Raw genomic sequence first — 17,444 nt, 5'->3', positions numbered from 1 at the left:
AACGATCAGGATAAGATGCTGTTTTTATGGGGAATCATATGGATCAACTGTTATCTTTTAGTGTCGCTTTTTGGTTGTTAGCCGGGCTGGGGGTATTAATCACTGGGATCTCCAAATCCGGCTTCGCTGGAGGTGTTGGGGTGATCAGTGTGCCATTGATGTCGCTGTATATCGGGCCGGTGCAGGCTGCGGCTATCATGTTGCCGTTGCTAATTCTAATGGACTTTTTCAGTGTGCGAGCCTGGTGGCACAGTAAACGGGTTGATCTACTGAAGATTATGGTGCCTGGGGCAATCGTGGGCATTTTGGTCGGTTATTGGCTATTCGATTACTTGAACGATGATATTTTACGGATGTTACTGGGTGTTTTATCGATCGGTTTTGCTCTCTGGGGCTTACTGAAAGGTTCACGGCTAGGTCGTAGTAATTCGCCGGTGGTCGGCTATATTGCCAGCACCCTCGCGGGATTTACCAGCTTTATCGCTCACGCCGGAGGGCCACCGATGAACTTCTATCTGCTGCCAATGAAGTTGCCCCGAGAGCAGTTTTTAGGCACCGCGGTGGTTTTTCTCGCGATCGTCAATTTCGTCAAACTGTTTGCTTATGGAGCCTTGGGGCAGATCAATACGGATAACCTGTTGGTGGGACTCGTATTGGCACCCATTGCTTGGATCGGTACGCGGTTGGGATTAGTCGTCCATAAGAAGCTGGATGATCAGCTGTTTTACCGAATTATTTTATGGATGTTGCTGATTATCGGTGTGAAATTGATCGCTGATGGGTTTTGGTAGGTTTTTTGATATGTTCTTTGATAAGCCCTTTAAATGCAATCTCAAGCAGCTACGGCAGTTTGTGGTTATATGCGCGAGTTGTATCAGGTGCAAGTGGCAGAGACGACTAATATCGAGCAGATTAACCAGCACTATTGCTATAGTCATACCATGATTAATCCGACGCGGGGCCGTTAGGGGCTGAATATGATTTTAATGCACCCCGTGGGCGTGATAAGCGATAAAACAAAAAATCCGGTCGGTATTAGGTCGACCGGATTTTATTGCGCTTGCTAAGCTGGTTTAGATACGGACTGTATCCACCTCTGTTGATTTGTTGTAGATCGATTCGTCTAACTCATTTTCGCTTTTGCCGACGAGAATCGAAACCATCAGGTCACCACAGACATTCACGCTGGTGCGTGCCATATCCAAAATGCGGTCGATACCGGCGACAATGGCAAGTCCTTCGATTGGCAAACCAACGGTGGTTAATACCAGTGATAGCATGATTAAGCCTGCACCTGGAACACCGGCGGTGCCGATAGAGGCTAGCGTCGAGGTCATGATGATTAACACATAATCAGAAAACGCCAGATCAATTCCAAAGGCTTGAGCAATAAAGAGCGCGCAAACACCTTGATAGAGAGCGGTGCCATCCATATTGATGGTTGCGCCTAAAGGCAGAACGAAACTAGAGATACTTTTAGATACCCCCATCTCTTCCTGGGATGCTTTAATGGTAGCAGGCAGAGTGCCCGAGCTGCTGGTAGTGGTAAACGCAACCGCCGCTGGATTTAGCAGGCCTCTTAAGTAAGGCATGGGGTTGAGGCGGCCAAGTATGCTGATTAAACCGCTATAGAATACCAATACATGTATCAGGCAACCGATATAGACGACGGTAATTACCTTGATCAGCGGCAAGAGAATATCCATGCCGTATTTACCTGATACCCAAGCCATTAGGCCAAATACACCGTAAGGTGCTAGCTTCATGACCATTTCAGTTAGTTTGTACATGGCTTCTGCAAGGCTTTCAAACAGCTTGATGGCAGGTTCAGCTTTTTCGCCGCTGAGGGTCAATGCGATACCTAGTCCCAGTGCAAACACGATGATTTGCAGTATGTTGCCTGCCGCTAAGGCGCTGACTGGGTTTTTGGGGATCATGTTGAGCAGGGTTTGTACCAGTGTTGGCGCTTCTTTTGCAACGACAGTGGTATCGGTAATCGTCATATTCAGCCCTTCGCCGGGCGTGAAAATGGTGGCGAGCCCCAGACCGATAGTGATCGCGGCGGCGGTGGTACACAGGTAAAGCACTACCGATTTAAGACCGATACGGCCCATTTTTCGGGTGTCTTGCATGGAGGTCACTCCGACCACCAGAGAACAGAATACCAGTGGTACGATCAACATTTTAATGGCGTTAATAAACAGGGTGCCGATCGGTTTAAGCATCTCGGCATCGGGTCCCATGATTGCGCCAGCGGCAACCCCGAGTACCATACCAACGAGAATCTTTTTCCACAGGGCTAGGCCGCTCCAGAATCCTGCGCGGCTATCATTCGTTTTAGTTTTAGGCATAAGTCTTATCTCTTTATATAGTTATTTGATCGGCGCAATACGCGCTTTAGGCTTGTGTCGTTAGCTAAATTTAGTGGTTCGACGTTGTGGGTTAATCATGTTGCTCGGTTTGAGAATGTTCTGTAATGCGTCTTCACTCATCAGTTCTTCCTCTCTGATGAGTTCAAGTACCCCTCGACCGCTTTCAAGGGCGGCTTTGGCTATACGAGTGGAGTTTTCATAACCGATGTAGGGAACGACTGCGGTGATGATGCCAATACTTTGGTCAACTAGTTCTTGGCAACGATCCCGGTTGGCGGTGATGCCTCGCACACAGCGGTTTTTCAGCATATCCATCGCCTGCGTCAACATGCGGATGGATTCGAGAATGTTATAGGTGATCAGCGGTTCCATTGCGTTGAGTTGCAGTTGACCGGCTTCTGCCCCCATGGTGACAGCCAAGTCATTACCGATAACCTGGTAGGCCACCTGATTCATCGCTTCGGGAATAACTGGGTTTATTTTGCCGGGCATGATGGAGCTACCGGGCTGTTGTGCGGGCAGGTTAATTTCTGACAGGCCACAACGTGGTCCCATACTCAGCAGGCGCAGATCGTTGGATATTTTTGAGAGTTTCACTGCCAAACGTTTAAGCATGCCGGAAAACAGAACAAAGGCGCCCATATCGGAGCTGGCTTCTACTAGGTCGGATGCACGTTTGAATTCGAAACCGCTGATTTCAGATAGATAGTTGACCGCCAGTTTGGCGTATTCAGGATCGGTATTAATACCGGTGCCGATGGCGGTGCCGCCGAGGTTGATCTCTTTGAGTAATTCAGACAGTCCGGCAATACGGTCTATATCTTCACTCAAGGTACTGGCGAAGGATTTAAACTCTTGGCCTAGCGTCATTGGCACTGCGTCTTGCAACTGAGTGCGACCCATCTTAATCACATCGGCGAACTCATCACCTTTTGCCGCAAAGGCATCCCGTAATGAAGCCAGTGCTTTCACCAATACACCGTGTTTTAGCAAAATCGACAGCCGTACTGCTGTAGGGTAGGCATCATTGGTCGATTGGGACATATTGACGTCATTGTTCGGGTGCAGGTAGCGGTATTCGCCCTTGGCATGGCCCATCTGCTCGAGCGCGATATTGGCGATGACTTCGTTGGCATTCATATTGGTGGAGGTACCGGCACCGCCCTGAATCATATCGACCACAAACTGGTCATGATATTCACCGGCAAGAATTTTTTTGACCGCCTTTTCGATGGCTGAGGTCTTTATATCATCGAGTAACCCCAGCGAATTATTGGCCTTGGCACAGGCTAGTTTGACGAGCGCGAGTGCTTCTACGAGTTGCGGAAAGTGGCTAATGTGAACGCCGCTAAGGTCGAAGTTTTTCTGTGCTCGTTGAGTTTGGATTCCATAATAGGTATCAGATGGTACGAGTGCTTCACCTAGCAAGTCTTTCTCGCGACGTCCGTTTTCTTGTTGCTGTAGCTGTATGGTTTCAGCCATGTTGTTACCCTCGTGAATTTTTATTATGACCTGTGATCTGTATTACTTAGCAGCTAAGATGCCAATAGTGCGTTTTTTGTGTAACACATTGTTTTTGTAGAAATATTTTATGCTTTTACATGCGGCTGTATGGCTAAAAGGGGTATAACTAAAGGAATGGCGGTGTGTTGATAAAGATTATAAGTTATTATAAATCAATGTCTTATTGTGTTTTTGTTTGGTTATAGGTGGAGTGTTGGTTATAGGGGTTTGGCGGTCGAAACTGCCTATCTATCTAGACAGTTTCGGTAGGGTAACGGTTGTGAGAGGGGGCGTTTCGCTGGTCAGGTTAAAGTTGTTGTTTTTTTAACCGTTTGCTGAGGGCTGGTTGGGATATGCCTAGTAGTCGTGAGGCCAATGATTGGTTACCTTGAGCACGTTCCATCGCGGCCTCGACCAGTAGCTCACCGACTTCCTGTAAGGTCGGTAGAGGTTGGTCTGGGTTAAACAACGGGTTACTGGAGTTGGTGTCGGGCTGAGTTGGAATCTCTTGGCTTAGCACGCGGCGAAACACGTCCATCGACAGCATGCGGGAGCGGTGTTGGCTCATAGCGTCGTAGGCTAAGGCTCTTAGTTCACGGATATTGCCTGGAAATTCATAGTTAGCCAGTAACACGGGGAGTTCTTTGGGGATAGTGGGTTTGTTTTTGTTGAGCTCTTCGGCTGCTTCGGTGAGGAAATATTCTAGCAGTAGGGCTATATCACCTTTGCGCTGACGTAGCGGTGGAATTGTCACCTGATGGATGCGTAAGCGGTAATAGAGATCTTTACGAAATCCCCCAGACTGTTGTTTAGCGTCTAGATCTTGATGGGTGGCAACAATCACTCTAGCACGTATTCTTTTCGGCCGGTCACTTCCCAGAGGATAGTATTCCCCCTCTTGTAATAGACGCAGCAGTTTAACTTGTGAGGGTAAGCTTAGATCGCCGATCTCGTCGAGAAATAGAGTGCCACCGGCGGCCTGTTCAATCATGCCCGCCCGCGTGGTATCGGCACCGGTAAAGGCCCCCCGTTGATGACCAAAAAGAGTATCGGCAAAGACGTTATCGTCCAGTCCGGCGATATTGACACTGATGAGCGGCCCATTACCGTTACTCAGGGTATGAATGGCTCGGGCGATCTGTTCCTTGCCGACACCGCTTTCGCCCGTAATCAGAACAGGCTGACTGCTGGTTGAAATAGATTCGAGATACTGAAACACCGACCGCATCCCTTTGTCTTGAGTGATAATGTCGGCAAATACTTCGGGGCGTTCCAAGGTATCGGTGAGGAACCGTTGTCGCATTGCCTGACTTTCTTGGCGCATCTCCTGTAACTGGATTGCTCGACGTACCCCTTCAATCAGTCGGCCCTCTTCAGTGGTTTTAACGAAGTAATCAAAGGCACCGAGACGAATACACTTCACCGCGGTTTCTAATTGATTCAGGCCACTAATAATAATGACGCCCACTTCAGGATGTTCTTCAACGATCTGTTGTAACAATGTCTCCCCAGAGAGGTGGGGCATGGTTAGATCCAGTAGCACCAATCCGATCGGTTCGCAGGCAATCATCTCCATAACCTGCCGGCTATCATCACAGCGATAGATATTGTTGATGCCGCCGAGTCGTTCGAGGGCGATGCTGAGGCTGCGTAAAAAAGAGGCTTCGTCATCAACCAGTAATACACCAAAGCTGGGGTAACGATTGTTATTCATAGGTCAACGTCTCCTGGCGTTGCGAGTAGGAACAGAGTGACAAGGGTTCCCTCATGTGGGGTTGAGTTGTAAACCAGATTTCCGCCGTGTTCTTGTACGATGCTCGCCGAAACCGATAGTCCGAGACCCGTGCCGCCCTGTTCGCGTTTAGTAGTGAAAAAGGGATCACTTAGACGAGTTATATTGTCGGCTTCGATGCCGCAACCTTGATCCTGAATCGCCAAGCAGAGCGTGTAATCTTTTGCACGGTAATAGGTGTTGATTGTAATGCTTTGATCGGGTGAGTCTAACGCCTGACAGGCATTGACAATTAGGTTGATAATCACTTGCTCGATACGTTGAGCATTACCTTTAAACGGCGGCAGTTGTGTGCCATAGGTCACGCCAAAATGATCGGTAGAGCTGCGAATGGTGTTATCCACTAGACGAATGGCGGTCGCGAGTACTTCATTGAGATCCACTGTTTCGCTCAGGTCGGCTGGGCCTTGACGGGCAAAGTCCCGTAGATCATCCACGATTCGTCGAATACGGTTGGTGCCGGTCAGCATATCATCTAGCATCGGCGTAATTTCATCGCGCATACGGCTGTAGTTCAGCCCGCCCATGATGAAGTCGCCGTGAGCTTTATAATAACTTTCGAGAATTTCTTCAGCATCCTGAAACGCCTCTTTTAATACCGGTAGATTAAGTAACAGTAGGCTACTAGGATTATTGATTTCATGAGCAACACCGGAAACCAGTATGCCTAGTGAAGTCATTTTATCTGCCTGCAATAGCTGTTGTTGCTGTAGCTTTAGTTCTTTGGTGCGACGACTGACTTGCCGAGTTAGCATGCGGTTCCAGATAACGATACCGCCCAATACGAGTAATAACAGTGCTGAAATAAGTGCGGCGCCCTGACCAATTTTTTTCCACGGTAGTCCCGCGTTTTCTAAAGGGCCAAGCCAGCGATCATAAATAGCTTGTTGGCGCCCTGTATTTTTCAGAATGGCCAATCCTTCACTGAACTGAGAGAGAAGGTCTTCGTTATTTTTAATGACCGAATAGCCATAATGTTGCGCGCCGAATGGTTTACCAACGGGCACAATATTAGACAGCTCTAGTTCTTGACCTAAATAAAGGCCTGGCAGGTTGGCAACCAAAGCATAATCGTGTTGACCTGAGGCGAGTAAACGCAGGGCCGCGGTGTGAGTGTCGACTAAGATTAATTTGGCCCCCACATTATTTTGTTGCAGATAATCATGCATGATGCCGCCGCGCTGAACAATTACCTCGTGGCCTCGAAGCTCTGATAGTTGGGCAACTTTAGGCGTGCCTTTACGGGCAAAAATAGATTGATGAACAATCGCGTGGGGAGGCGAAAAACTATATATCTTTGCTCTGTTTTCTGAATAGATCATCCCCTGCATAGTATCGATCTCACCCTTTTCGAACTGTTTACGCATGTTGTCCCAGTCGCCTAGGGTGATTTTAATATTAATGCCCATCACTTCAGCAATCGCTCGAGTGAGTTCGGTGTTGTAGCCATCAGGTTCGCCATCTTCGTTGATAAACTCATAAGGCGGATAGTTATAATCACCGCCAACACGAATCACCGTATCTAGCGTCGCGGGGGTGGATTGAGCGGTTATGCTCACCAACAACGTGCTCGCTAGCCCGATTTTTTGGCTCATGTTTAGGCTTGTCCTGAGTGTTCTCTTTGTGGCGCTCTTTAGGCCGACCCATATGAAAAGTGAACAGAGCAGGGCAGTGATATGGTCTAGGGTCATAAATAGCGCTTTGCTTCTTGGGTTAATAAATAAAACGGTGCTAGCTAATAGGTTTGAGTGCCACCGTTAAAACACCACAAGGATAACCTTTATCTAGGATCTCTGGATAGCCGCCGTGGCTAAGCCTTTATCGTGGATGGGTTGGGGATTGAGGCGAGCAATGCTCAAATAGCAGTGGAAGCAAAGCAAAAACGTCATGCTTGGGGGAAATATAGGATCAAGGTCAATAGTTGATGCATTGCTTGCTACTCAATAGCGAGAAGCACTCGACATAAGAGAACTTAAGGCATTAAATAATACCTAAGCACAACGACTGTTTCACTGTGCTAGCAGGGACGGCACGAGATGTTAGAACTGAAGCATATATCATTTCAGGTGCAGCGCTGAGTGAGTGGTCAGGTGGTAGAGGGGCGTGTTTATAGATGCCACATTGAGCCGCCTAGTCATGTCATTAACTTTTTAAGATGAGGACATAAAAATGACTGATATAGATATTGGTATAAACAAACAAGATCGAACCGCAATTTCAGATGGTTTAAAGCGTCTATTGGCTGATTCTTACACGCTATACTTACAAACACATAACTTTCACTGGAACGTAACGGGTTTACAGTTTCGTGAATTACATCTGATGTTTGAAGAACAATATACAGAGTTAGCCGTTGCAGTTGACGATATTGCTGAGCGTATTCGCACACTCGATGTCCCAGCACCGGCAACCTATAAAGAGTTTGCTAAACTGAGTTCCATCGAAGAGGTTGAGGGTGTTCCTAGCTCCGCTGAGATGGTTGCGTTGTTAACCAAAGGTCACGAACAGGTCATCAGAACAGCGCGTCAAGTTTTGAAAATAGCGCAAGATGCGGATGATGAATCAACCGCTTCGCTGGTGTCTGATCGTATGCGGTTACATGAAAAAACAGCTTGGATGTTAAGAGCCACCAAAAAAGCATAAAATGTTTTTCAACTGAACATGATGATTCGCAACCCGCTACAGCGGGTTGCGATATTGTTATTCTCGTTTCTCGTTTCTCGTTTCTCGTTTCTCGTTTCTCGTTTCTCGTTGTTTAGGCGTTAAGCAGCGACTCCTCATGAAAGCACTGCAATCCTCATAGCATTTTGTGTGATACTAACCATACAAACAAATCTTTAAGTCACTGACAGAAATATTGAGGAAAACGAATGACTAGTCGAGTGTATGTATTAGCGCAATTCAAACCGAAAGACGGCAAAGAGGCTGAGCTGTTTGAGGTGTTAAAGGCGTTGGAACCTGACGCCTATCGAGAAGAGGGCTGTATTCAATATCGTGTGACTCGTCAAATCGTTCATCCCAGTGCGACAAACAATGAGTACACCCTTGTCTTCAATGAAATTTGGCAAGATGCCGAAGCTTGGTCAGCACATGGTCGCAGAAAACAGATACAACATTTTTTTGAAACCGAAGTTCAAGCGGAAGCCGGGCTAGTTGCAGATGCTATCGTCACGGCATATACCGACGAGAGTGCCGATTTTGATGCGCCGATCTTTGGGTAATCGCCCTAACGCCATATATGTTCTTTGGCCAACTGTCTATCGATAGCGATGCCTAGATGGGTCAAGTGATAGTTACTCTCCAGAACAGACTCGTCGAAAGGTATGAAGTTGAGGGCTAATGCGATTAAGGACAAGGCTTCTGCGATTAAGGATAAGAACGCCTCTAAGGATAGGAAAGTGTCTTAGATTTAGTCCGCCAGCAGTGTTTTTCGAGAGCTACTTTAGGGATTCATAACGGTGTCGCATTTCGTCATTGAATTCGCGCAGTTCTAATTTAGTTCATATAAAGGATTAATTGATATACATCAGAATCGTGGCAGGCTCATCGCGTAACATGGATAGAAGTTAAGTCTGTTTTCCGATTAGCTACAATCCTGTATTTATTTAAAATGCTATAGATAAGGATATCATCAGATGGCCTGCTTAGTGATGACTAAGGCATGGTTGGATGAGTGTGTTTCATGGGTGAAATAGCGTAGTTAACACTATTTCACCATCCGGTAGATACCTCTCTTTTAGTCACCGATTCTGGTGGCAGAAATGCATGTGTTTATTCAAAATATTAGGCTGGTACTGGCTCTTAGGTCGGTCTAATAGAACTTTTTTGAGCCAAAATGGAGAAAAAATGAAGTTACGTAGAATAGCACTGCTAATGGCTGTTTGCTTCTTGTTGCCGCTACAGGCGTTTGCGGAGTCAACATTATCTTATCGGTACTCGGATTCTGAATTAGTTAATATTTTAAAAGATGAAGGTTATGGCGCCGTTAAGCTGATTGATGATGGCTCCATAAGAATCAAGATTGATGGGCGGTCATATATGCTGTTCAATCAAGATGATGGCGACCTTCAGGCTTATTATGCTATCAGCGGTGTCGATGTATCCTATCGGGATATGAATGATTGGAATCGAACCAAACGTCTATCTCGTGCATATTTAGATTCAGATAGAGATCCTGTCATTGAAGCGGACTTGCTAGCAAACGGTGGTCTGACGGTCGAAAATGTAACTGAATTCTTTAAGGTTTTTAAAGGCTCCGTCATGCGGTTTAGAGACTTTGTTATTGAGCATGATAATAGTTAGTTTAGTTACCAGACAGTAGCCGATAGCGCGTCAAATGACTATTGGTTAGCGACTATTGGTTAGTGGTTGTGGATAGGGGGCGTTTAACAAGGCGCCCCTTATATCGACCCGTTTGCTGATGATACTGTGCCAATGGTTTTTTGCTTTTCGCAGAGATATTTATGCTTCAACCAATGACCGGTTTTCATAAAGATGATGAGGGTGACTGGGTCGCCGAGTTAGCGTGCGGTCACTTTCAGCATGTTAGGCATAAACCGCCCTTTATTAACCGGCCTTGGGTGGTCACGGAAGCGGGGCGGCTTGAGAGGTTAGGGGCTTGCTTGAAGTGTAAAAAGTGTGACCTAGGTGAGCCGCAGGATGTTTTGCCCTAATAGATGGCTGAGTCTATGAATCAGTCACTTGCCGATGAGCTGATCACCATGATGAATGACGATCAGCGCTTATTGCAGCAGATGTTTGAGACGGGTGAATTACCGTCTGACGCCTATCATCCTGTGATTAAGGCGTTACATGAACACATATTCAAGCAAAACATTCGTAACAAACATTCCCAAGAGTCGTAATGAGCTGGGCGGCCGTCTCGGCACTCATTCTATGGCTGTCCTCTAGGCGGCGACAATACCTAAGATCGCTGGTCATTATCGTTGCACAATCGCGACCGCTGACATTTTTCAGCCGCCTGAAAGTTGTGTCGCTAGGAAAACTTTCATGGAGAGTTGTGCTCTTTAGCGCTAGTCTTGATAAAACAGGTCGGTCGACAGCGGCTGTATATGATGATTTTTCTACCTATAACTATAAATAGAAGAGGTTTATGGAAAATTCGTATGAAGCCTTAAGTTTGATCTTAGATTCAATCACTGAGCATATCGTGGTGATTGATGACGATGGCGTTATTCAATATACCAATAAAAGCTGGTCTGAATTTGGCAATAGTAACGCCTGTGCTATTAGCGGTGACTGGCATGGCGTGAATTACATCGAAGAGTGCGATAAAGCGTCCGTCATGGGAGATGATTTTGGCGCTAAGGCGAAACAGGGTATTTTAAGCGTTATCAACAAGACGGTGCCCGTTTTTTATTTTGAATACCCCTGTCACAGTATTGATCAGAAGCGCTGGTTTATGATGCGGGTTACGGCTTTAAAGATGGCTGGTAGTGCCTACTTTGTGATTTCTCATCAAAATATTACCGAAAGAAAGTTAGCCGAAGAGGAAGTGAGAAAGTTAGCACGGCTCGATGGGCTGACCGATATCCCTAATCGCCGTACCTTTGATGAATTTCTGCATCATGAATGGCGTCGTTGTTTACGGCTTAATAAGCTTGTTTGTCTGGCGATTGTTGACTTAGACTATTTTAAATTACTCAATGATCGCTATGGGCATCAGGTTGGTGATGAGTGTTTGATTCAGATTGGCGAATTGCTTAAAGAGTTTGCTTGTCGCCCCGGTGATATATGTGCCCGTTACGGCGGTGAGGAGTTTGCTTTGATCTGGAGTGATACGCCATTAGAGCAGGCGGAGCGATTATCAAATGAGTTGTTGGTAAAAATAATGGCATTGGCTATTCCCAATCAAGAATCACCTATCGAAGATTACCTGACGGCCAGTGTTGGGCTAGCAGCCTGTGTTCCTAAGAAGGGCAGCAGTGAACGTGAACTCATTAGTCTTGCTGATAGCATGCTGTACCGAGCTAAAGCGAATGGTCGCAATCAGGTCGAGTGTTAGACCGGTTATTTTCTTGATGAATGTCGTTTCAACATGGAGTCGTTATGCTTAAGGTAAAGTCTCAATCCCCTCGTTTTAATCTTAAACATGAAACGCATGTTGAAGTGTTGTTAAAGTTTTTGATGTTGGCGTTCATTCTGGTGGCCTACTTCTTATATATGAGTTGGAAGTATGACGCATCGACGGGTTTTGCGGTGGCGTTGTTAAGCTGGACCTTTTTTGTGCTCTGTACGCCGGTGGCTGATGGTGGCTTTATTCTCGCTTTTCCCATTCGGTTGTTGTTCGGTATTAAGATGTCCATTACACAGGTGGTGCTGTGGTTTATCGCATTAGCGATTAACATTTTCATGTTGTTATCGGATTCAAACGCCTACGAACTGACCTATCTAACCCAGTTGCTAAAGCATATTTTGACGGTGCCTTATCCTTACTGGTGTATCTTAATGTTGAGTGCTGCGGGAACGCTGCTGTCGATCTATTTTGGTGATGAGATGATGGACGTGACGTCCCATAAAAACCGCGAGTTACACCACCGTCATGGTCTGAAATACAGAGCCTTGATCGTTGTTGGGTTCGGAGTGCTAACGGTAACGTCTTATTACTTTCTTCTTAAAAGTTTGAATATTCAGGTGCCTGGTTAATCTCAGGCTCGTGGGTGTTTGTGAAAGGTTTGAAAGATCAAAAATATGACAAAACGATCGATATTAAACCAAGCCCTGGTGGTAAAATTGATCGAACATTGAACCGCTCTGCAGTCACCCTGAAAATAGATCTATTAAGTTACTCCGCATAGATTTTGAAATAGGCTTCTGGGTATTGGGTTTTCGTCTTAGATAAACGTTGTTTTAGCCATGGTTATGGCGTTGCTACTTGGGAGGTGTTGTTTGGATAATGCTAGAGGCAGTATTTTTATGGTGGTGGCCATGGCTGCTTTTGCCGTTGAGGATATGCTTATAAAAGCCGCTGCCAGTACGATCGCCATCGGTCTTATTTTGATGCTGTTTGGTCTAGGTGGTATGTTGGTCTTTATCTTTTTAACCTGGCGCAGAGGCGAGTCTGTTCTCCATCCGGCTATTCTATCACGGCCGATATTATTGCGGGCGGTGTGTGAAGTGGTGGGGCGTATGAGCTTTGCCCTAGCGATCACGCTGACAGCCTTATCGAACGCCTCGGCTATTCTTCAAGCAACACCATTAATTGCGATGCTCGGTGCTGCGCTGTTCTTTGGTGAACAGGTGGGGTTAAAACGATGGCTGGCGGTGTTGGTCGGCTTTTTGGGCGTATTAATGATTATCCGTCCCGGTTTAGAGGGCTTCGAAGCGGCTTCTTTATTTGCTGTTGTCTCGACGCTAGGTTTTGCCGGACGGGATCTTGCTACTCGGGCCGCTCCATTAGCACTGTCCAATATGCAGTTAGGGGTTTATGGCTTTTTTATATTAATACCCACGGGGTTGGCTCTGCTGCTTTATAGCGGTGATGCTTTATACGTTGAACCCGTGGCGCTAGGACAGGTTGTTGGGGCCATCTTTTTTGGTGTTCTTGCTTATAATGCTCTCACCATTGCGATGCGGACAGGGGATGTTTCAGTGGTTTCTCCGTTTCGTTATACCCGCTTACTGTTTGCATTACTCTTAGGTATTTTTGTGTTTGGCGAAAGTCCGGATGCGATCACGCTACTCGGTAGTCTGTTGATTGTTTTAAGTGGTGGTTATACGTTGATACACAGTCGTCGTATTGCGGTGGCCAAATTGAACAAAACGATCAGTTAAAACCTGAGTGGTCGTGACTATCTAAACGAGTGACTGATGCAGGTTTTGCGACTCAAACCCACCGGTATGCCTTTGGGTTTGAGTCGCTTTATAGGCTCTTTTATTCCTGCAGAAACTGGTTTTGAGTGCGGAACTCGTGAGCTTCGTAAGTGCCAAGGTTACGCATCTCTTTGGTGAAGAAAGCCAGTTCCTGGAGTGCATACTGCATCATACGATCATCCGGATGACCCTCAACATCTAGGTGAAAGCTGGCCCCTTTGGTTAGCCCATTACGGATATAACTTTCCAGCTTCACCATATTGATGCCGTTGGTGGCAAATCCACCCAGTGCTTTATAGAGTGCCGCTGGAATATTGCGCACAGTAAACATAAGTGAGGTGATATAGGGGGTATCTGCTTTGCGCTCTGGGATACCTTCTTCTCGTGAAAGAATCAGAAAGCGGGTGGTATTACCGGTGACATCTTGAAAGTTCTCTTGCAGGATATCAAGATCATAGAGTTCTGCCGCCAAGCTTGAGGCGATGGCGCCGTGGCTTGGGTCGGGGTTTTGGGATAGTTCGTAGGCAGAACCGGCAGTATCAAAGCCTGCAATGGGTTCGATATTTAACTGCTTAATATGGCCGTCACACTGAGCTAAGGCTTGAGGGTGTGAGGAAACGGTTTTCAGTTGCTCGATTGAACCGCCTTTTACGCCTAATAGACAGTGGCTGACCGGCTCGAAATGTTCGCCAATAATGTGTAACTGGCTCTTAGGCATCAAACGGTAGATCTCTTCGACCCGTCCGGCGGTGGAGTTTTCCAGCGGAATCATCGCCAGCTTGGATTTACCCTGATCGACCATCAGCATTGCTTCAACAAAGGTTTCACAGGCAAACGCTTCCATCTCGGGGAAAACCCGGCGACAAGAAAGGTGAGAATAGGCGCCTTCGACGCCCTGAAACGCGATGATGTTCGGTGCAGATGACATGGGGATTCCGTTGTCGATATTAATAAGGCGGTAATTATGTCATAGATTTTAATATTTGCAGTGAGCGGACCGAAGTTTTTCAGTAATATGGCGGCAACTTATTGACCCGTTTAATTTTACCCGCTTAATGTGAGAGCACGATGACTCCGGAACGCACCGCTAAACTTATTCAGACCCTAAACCGGCGACAGCCTGATTTGACCCTGATTACTGATCAGGTGCATAAGCCTCGCAATATCGCGGCGCTGATTCGTACCTGTGATGCGGTGGGAATCTCCCGTATTCATACGGTTAGCCCAAAAGAGGGCTATGAGTTTACCGGTACCACCCGGGGCAGCGATCGTTGGGTCGCCAGTGAAAACCATAACAGTATTGGTGAAGCGGTTGGTGTGGCTAAGGCTCAAGGGATGAAAATCTATGCCGCGCACTTTTCTGATCGGGCGATTGATTATCGGGATGTGGATTTTACCGTTCCCTGTGCCTTATTGATGGGGGCCGAAAAAGACGGAGTAAGCGATGCCGGTGCAGCGTTAGCGGATGAGCATATTTTGATTCCGATGATGGGTATGGTTGGTTCGCTGAATGTATCGACAGCGGCGGGTATTATTCTCGTTGAGGCGCAGAATCAGCGTTTGAAGGCAGGGCTATATGAGCAGTCTAGGCTTGACCCTCAGGAATATAGCGATACTCTGTTTGAGTGGAGTTTTCCTGATCTGGCTGATTTCTGCCATAAAAAAGGCTTGGAGTATCCGCCGTTGGATGAGTTGTTAGCGTTACAGGATGCGCCTGCTTGGTATCAAGCGGTCCGTGAGGGGCTGGCGGCGAAACGGCAATGGTAGCCTGAGCTTATTCTCCGTGAGTTTGTCCGCCGAGGCGAATTGGCCTCGCCGTTGCCGACTCGCTTCGTTTGACATGACCGCCTACGCCTATAATCGGAGAGAGTAAGTGCAGTTTCCGCGTTTTTTCCCACTAGCCCTGCTGATGCTGTTGCTGTCTTTGATTGGCACCACGCTGGTGACACAGTTTGTCCGCAATTGGGCTTTGAATGATCTACAGGAGAGTGGCGAGAGTCAGTTACTGAGTATTATCAGTCAAACCCGTTCGGAGTTGGCGGAGTATCAATATCTGCCATTTCTCGTGTCACAGAGTCGAGAGGTGGCAGAACTGCTGCAGCAACCTTCCGCTGAGCAAGCCGCGCGGGTGAGCCGTTATCTTGAACAAACCAACTTAGTGGCGGGTACCACGGCGCTGTTTGTGTTGGATGCGGATGGACATCCTCAGGCGTTTAGTCACTGGCGAGCGCAACAGGATTTCTACTCGGTTAGCCATGATCAACAGGCGTATTTTCTCCAGGCATTAGAAGGGTTGCAGGGTTTGCATGTCGTGCTGCCCTCGGCTGAAAACGATGGCGCGGTGTACCTTTCTGCCCCTGTTTATGTGCAGCGAAAGTTATTAGGGGTGGCTACTATTCGGATCAATCTGGAGCTCCTACAGGCGGGTTTGGAGCAGAACAGTCAGTACCTGTTTAGTCAGAATGAGCATATCCTCATGGCGAGTCAGCCTTTTCAGCCACAAAAACAGTTGCGTGATGTGTTTGTTAAACGGCAAACATCGCAGCTTTACGATGGTTCCGATATTACTCTGGTTGAACTAGCGACAGGGGATAGAGGCATTCTGCAAACGGTCACCTTGGATGACCTAGGTTGGCAGGTGTCGGTATTTAATGATCTGGGTGAAGTGACAAGGATTCAACGGAATGCGAGCCTGTTCACGATCGCTTTCTGTATTGTTATCTCGTTGCTGGTGTTTTTGCTGCGTGAACGGCAACTCAAACATATCTCCCGGCGGGAAACACAGCAAGCCTTGGAGCGAAGTGAAGCACGGCAGCGGGATATTATTAATAATGCTCATGTGGGGATGATCACGCTCAATAGTCAGGGGTTAGTGCTGTTTATTAATCCCATGGCGATGCAGCAATTTGGCGTTTCGATGCCGCGTATTCTCGGCACCTATATTGGCGAATTGATAGAGCCGGAAGTCTTTCAAGGGGTGATGAAGCGGGTGTTAAGTCGTTTAGGCACACGGGGATTTGCCCAGGTGACGGCGATGGAGACCGTGGGTAAGCGTTCGGATGGTAATAGTTTTCCGATGTTGTTCTCGATTAAACAGATGAAGCGGGAATCAACCGAACACTATTTGGTGACGGTGATGGATATTACCCAGCGTAAACGACTCGAACGGGCTTTACGCAAGGCCAATGATGAACTTGAGCATCAGGTGCAACAACGGACTCAGGCACTTCGAGAAGCGCAGGATGAGTTGGTGCAGGCTGAAAAAATGGTGGCGCTCGGGCGTATGTCCTCTGCGGTGGTGCATGAGCTCAACCAGCCTCTCACCGCACTGAGAACCTATATTGCGATCTGTCGTAAATTGATTGAGCGGCATGAAACCGAACAGCTAGATAGTAATCTACAGCTGATTAACGATCTGATCAGTCGTATGACGGTGCTAACACGACAGCTGAAAACCTTTGCCTATCAGAAACCACAACATCTCTCGCCGGTTGATCCGGTATTGGCTCTCGATCAGGTGATTAACCTGTTTCGTGGACGGATGGAGCGTGAAGGTATTGAATTAGATTATTCCAGCACCGATCTACAGGTGCAGGTGAGTGGTGATAGTGCTCGGCTAGAGCAGATTTTTGTTAACCTGATTAGTAATGCCTGTGATGCATTGGCTGATGTCAGCGGAGCACAGTTGACGATTCGTTTACGTCAGGATGCCGAAACGGTCAGTATTGAGGTGGCGGATAATGGCGCGGGTATTAATGAGCAAGATCAGCGACAACTGTTTGAGCCATTTTTCACCACTAAGCCGATTGGTGAGGGCTTGGGATTAGGGCTGTCGATTATCCGTTCGATTATCCGCGATCTGCAAGGTGATATTCGGGTCAGTAGCGAGCCAGGGCACACCTGTTTTACGGTGACCCTGCCATTAATTTTGGCTGAGGAGTGAA

16 protein-coding genes are annotated in these 17,444 nt (G+C 47.2%); 11 read left to right on the top strand and 5 right to left on the bottom strand.

Annotated features, from left to right (window positions below):
* Positions 1-38 precede the first annotated feature (38 nt).
* A complete protein-coding gene (locus KO512_RS07835; protein WP_252734905.1) occupies positions 39-791 on the top strand; it encodes a sulfite exporter TauE/SafE family protein in 753 nt (250 codons plus the stop codon).
* Positions 792-1,073: 282 nt separating this feature from the next.
* On the opposite strand, the gene KO512_RS07830 is transcribed toward KO512_RS07835, so the two are convergent.
* The 4 genes from KO512_RS07830 to KO512_RS07815 form a co-directional block, all read right to left on the bottom strand.
* Positions 1,074-2,351 (bottom strand): dicarboxylate/amino acid:cation symporter, encoded by a 1,278-nt coding sequence (locus tag KO512_RS07830; RefSeq protein ID WP_215951773.1) that lies wholly within the window; start codon positions 2,349-2,351, stop codon positions 1,074-1,076.
* A gap of 60 nt (positions 2,352-2,411) precedes the next feature.
* Positions 2,412-3,854: an aspartate ammonia-lyase gene (locus tag KO512_RS07825; protein ID WP_215951772.1), complete on the bottom strand. Its 1,443-nt coding sequence runs from the start codon at positions 3,852-3,854 to the stop codon at positions 2,412-2,414.
* A 328-nt stretch (positions 3,855-4,182) separates the two neighbouring features.
* Entirely contained in the window at positions 4,183-5,589 is a 1,407-nt protein-coding gene (locus KO512_RS07820) for a sigma-54-dependent transcriptional regulator (protein ID WP_215951771.1), read from the bottom strand.
* Positions 5,586-7,262 carry a transporter substrate-binding domain-containing protein gene (locus KO512_RS07815; protein WP_215951770.1) on the bottom strand — a complete coding sequence of 559 codons (1,677 nt, stop codon included), beginning with the start codon at positions 7,260-7,262 and terminating at the stop codon, positions 5,586-5,588. Before KO512_RS07815 ends, KO512_RS07820 begins: the two co-directional genes overlap by 4 nt.
* Before the next feature lie 574 nt (positions 7,263-7,836).
* Here KO512_RS07815 and KO512_RS07810 point away from each other — a divergent pair.
* The 8 genes from KO512_RS07810 (at position 7,837) to KO512_RS07775 (ending at position 13,461) form a co-directional block, all read left to right on the top strand.
* Positions 7,837-8,310, top strand: a complete 474-nt coding sequence (locus KO512_RS07810; protein ID WP_215951769.1) for a Dps family protein — start codon at positions 7,837-7,839, stop codon at positions 8,308-8,310.
* 227 nt (positions 8,311-8,537) lie between these two features.
* A complete protein-coding gene (locus KO512_RS07805) occupies positions 8,538-8,888 on the top strand; it encodes a putative quinol monooxygenase (protein WP_215951768.1) in 351 nt (116 codons plus the stop codon).
* Positions 8,889-9,513: 625 nt separating this feature from the next.
* The gene (locus tag KO512_RS07800) at positions 9,514-9,969 is read left to right on the top strand and encodes a YbjN domain-containing protein (protein ID WP_215951767.1); all 456 of its coding nucleotides are present in this window, start codon (positions 9,514-9,516) and stop codon (positions 9,967-9,969) included.
* 161 nt (positions 9,970-10,130) lie between these two features.
* On the top strand, positions 10,131-10,340 hold the full coding sequence (locus KO512_RS07795; protein ID WP_215951766.1) for a DUF3565 domain-containing protein: 210 nt from the start codon (positions 10,131-10,133) through the stop codon (positions 10,338-10,340).
* Between the two features lie 15 nt (positions 10,341-10,355).
* Positions 10,356-10,532, top strand: coding sequence for a hypothetical protein (locus KO512_RS07790; RefSeq protein WP_215951765.1), 177 nt, complete (start codon positions 10,356-10,358; stop codon positions 10,530-10,532).
* A 248-nt stretch (positions 10,533-10,780) separates the two neighbouring features.
* Positions 10,781-11,692, top strand: coding sequence for a sensor domain-containing diguanylate cyclase (locus tag KO512_RS07785; RefSeq protein ID WP_215951764.1), 912 nt, complete (start codon positions 10,781-10,783; stop codon positions 11,690-11,692).
* 44 nt (positions 11,693-11,736) lie between these two features.
* Positions 11,737-12,333 carry a hypothetical protein gene (locus KO512_RS07780; RefSeq protein ID WP_215951763.1) on the top strand — a complete coding sequence of 199 codons (597 nt, stop codon included), beginning with the start codon at positions 11,737-11,739 and terminating at the stop codon, positions 12,331-12,333.
* Positions 12,334-12,576: 243 nt separating this feature from the next.
* The gene (locus KO512_RS07775) at positions 12,577-13,461 is read left to right on the top strand and encodes a DMT family transporter (protein ID WP_215951762.1); all 885 of its coding nucleotides are present in this window, start codon (positions 12,577-12,579) and stop codon (positions 13,459-13,461) included.
* Positions 13,462-13,561: 100 nt separating this feature from the next.
* Here KO512_RS07775 and KO512_RS07770 read toward each other — a convergent pair whose 3' ends face one another.
* Positions 13,562-14,428: a prephenate dehydratase gene (locus KO512_RS07770; protein ID WP_215951761.1), complete on the bottom strand. Its 867-nt coding sequence runs from the start codon at positions 14,426-14,428 to the stop codon at positions 13,562-13,564.
* 140 nt (positions 14,429-14,568) lie between these two features.
* On the opposite strand from KO512_RS07770, the gene trmH reads away from it, so the two are divergent.
* Together trmH and KO512_RS20165 are read left to right on the top strand one after the other, a co-directional pair.
* Positions 14,569-15,267 carry a tRNA (guanosine(18)-2'-O)-methyltransferase TrmH gene (gene trmH, locus KO512_RS07765; protein ID WP_215951760.1) on the top strand — a complete coding sequence of 233 codons (699 nt, stop codon included), beginning with the start codon at positions 14,569-14,571 and terminating at the stop codon, positions 15,265-15,267.
* 106 nt (positions 15,268-15,373) lie between these two features.
* On the top strand, positions 15,374-17,443 hold the full coding sequence (locus KO512_RS20165; protein WP_215951759.1) for a sensor histidine kinase: 2,070 nt from the start codon (positions 15,374-15,376) through the stop codon (positions 17,441-17,443).
* Position 17,444 lies beyond the last annotated feature (1 nt).

Source organism: Amphritea atlantica, assembly GCF_018860855.1.
In the GTDB taxonomy this organism is placed as follows: Bacteria; Pseudomonadota; Gammaproteobacteria; order Pseudomonadales; family Balneatricaceae; genus Amphritea; species Amphritea atlantica_A.
This window is presented reverse-complemented; position numbering and strand designations above follow the sequence as displayed.

Excerpts from the sequence above, each read along its gene's own strand:
- KO512_RS07835 (WP_252734905.1), top strand. The coding sequence starts at position 39 with ATGGATCAACTGTTATCTTTTAGTGTCGCTTTTTGGTTGTTAGCCGGG.
- KO512_RS07830 (WP_215951773.1), bottom strand. The coding sequence starts at position 2,351 with ATGCCTAAAACTAAAACGAATGATAGCCGCGCAGGATTCTGGAGCGGC.
- KO512_RS07825 (WP_215951772.1), bottom strand. The coding sequence starts at position 3,854 with ATGGCTGAAACCATACAGCTACAGCAACAAGAAAACGGACGTCGCGAG.
- KO512_RS07820 (WP_215951771.1), bottom strand. The coding sequence starts at position 5,589 with ATGAATAACAATCGTTACCCCAGCTTTGGTGTATTACTGGTTGATGAC.
- KO512_RS07815 (WP_215951770.1), bottom strand. The coding sequence starts at position 7,262 with ATGAGCCAAAAAATCGGGCTAGCGAGCACGTTGTTGGTGAGCATAACC.
- KO512_RS07810 (WP_215951769.1), top strand. The coding sequence starts at position 7,837 with ATGACTGATATAGATATTGGTATAAACAAACAAGATCGAACCGCAATT.
- KO512_RS07805 (WP_215951768.1), top strand. The coding sequence starts at position 8,538 with ATGACTAGTCGAGTGTATGTATTAGCGCAATTCAAACCGAAAGACGGC.
- KO512_RS07800 (WP_215951767.1), top strand. The coding sequence starts at position 9,514 with ATGAAGTTACGTAGAATAGCACTGCTAATGGCTGTTTGCTTCTTGTTG.
- KO512_RS07795 (WP_215951766.1), top strand. The coding sequence starts at position 10,131 with ATGCTTCAACCAATGACCGGTTTTCATAAAGATGATGAGGGTGACTGG.
- KO512_RS07790 (WP_215951765.1), top strand. The coding sequence starts at position 10,356 with ATGAATCAGTCACTTGCCGATGAGCTGATCACCATGATGAATGACGAT.
- KO512_RS07785 (WP_215951764.1), top strand. The coding sequence starts at position 10,781 with ATGGAAAATTCGTATGAAGCCTTAAGTTTGATCTTAGATTCAATCACT.
- KO512_RS07780 (WP_215951763.1), top strand. The coding sequence starts at position 11,737 with ATGCTTAAGGTAAAGTCTCAATCCCCTCGTTTTAATCTTAAACATGAA.
- KO512_RS07770 (WP_215951761.1), bottom strand. The coding sequence starts at position 14,428 with ATGTCATCTGCACCGAACATCATCGCGTTTCAGGGCGTCGAAGGCGCC.
- trmH (WP_215951760.1), top strand. The coding sequence starts at position 14,569 with ATGACTCCGGAACGCACCGCTAAACTTATTCAGACCCTAAACCGGCGA.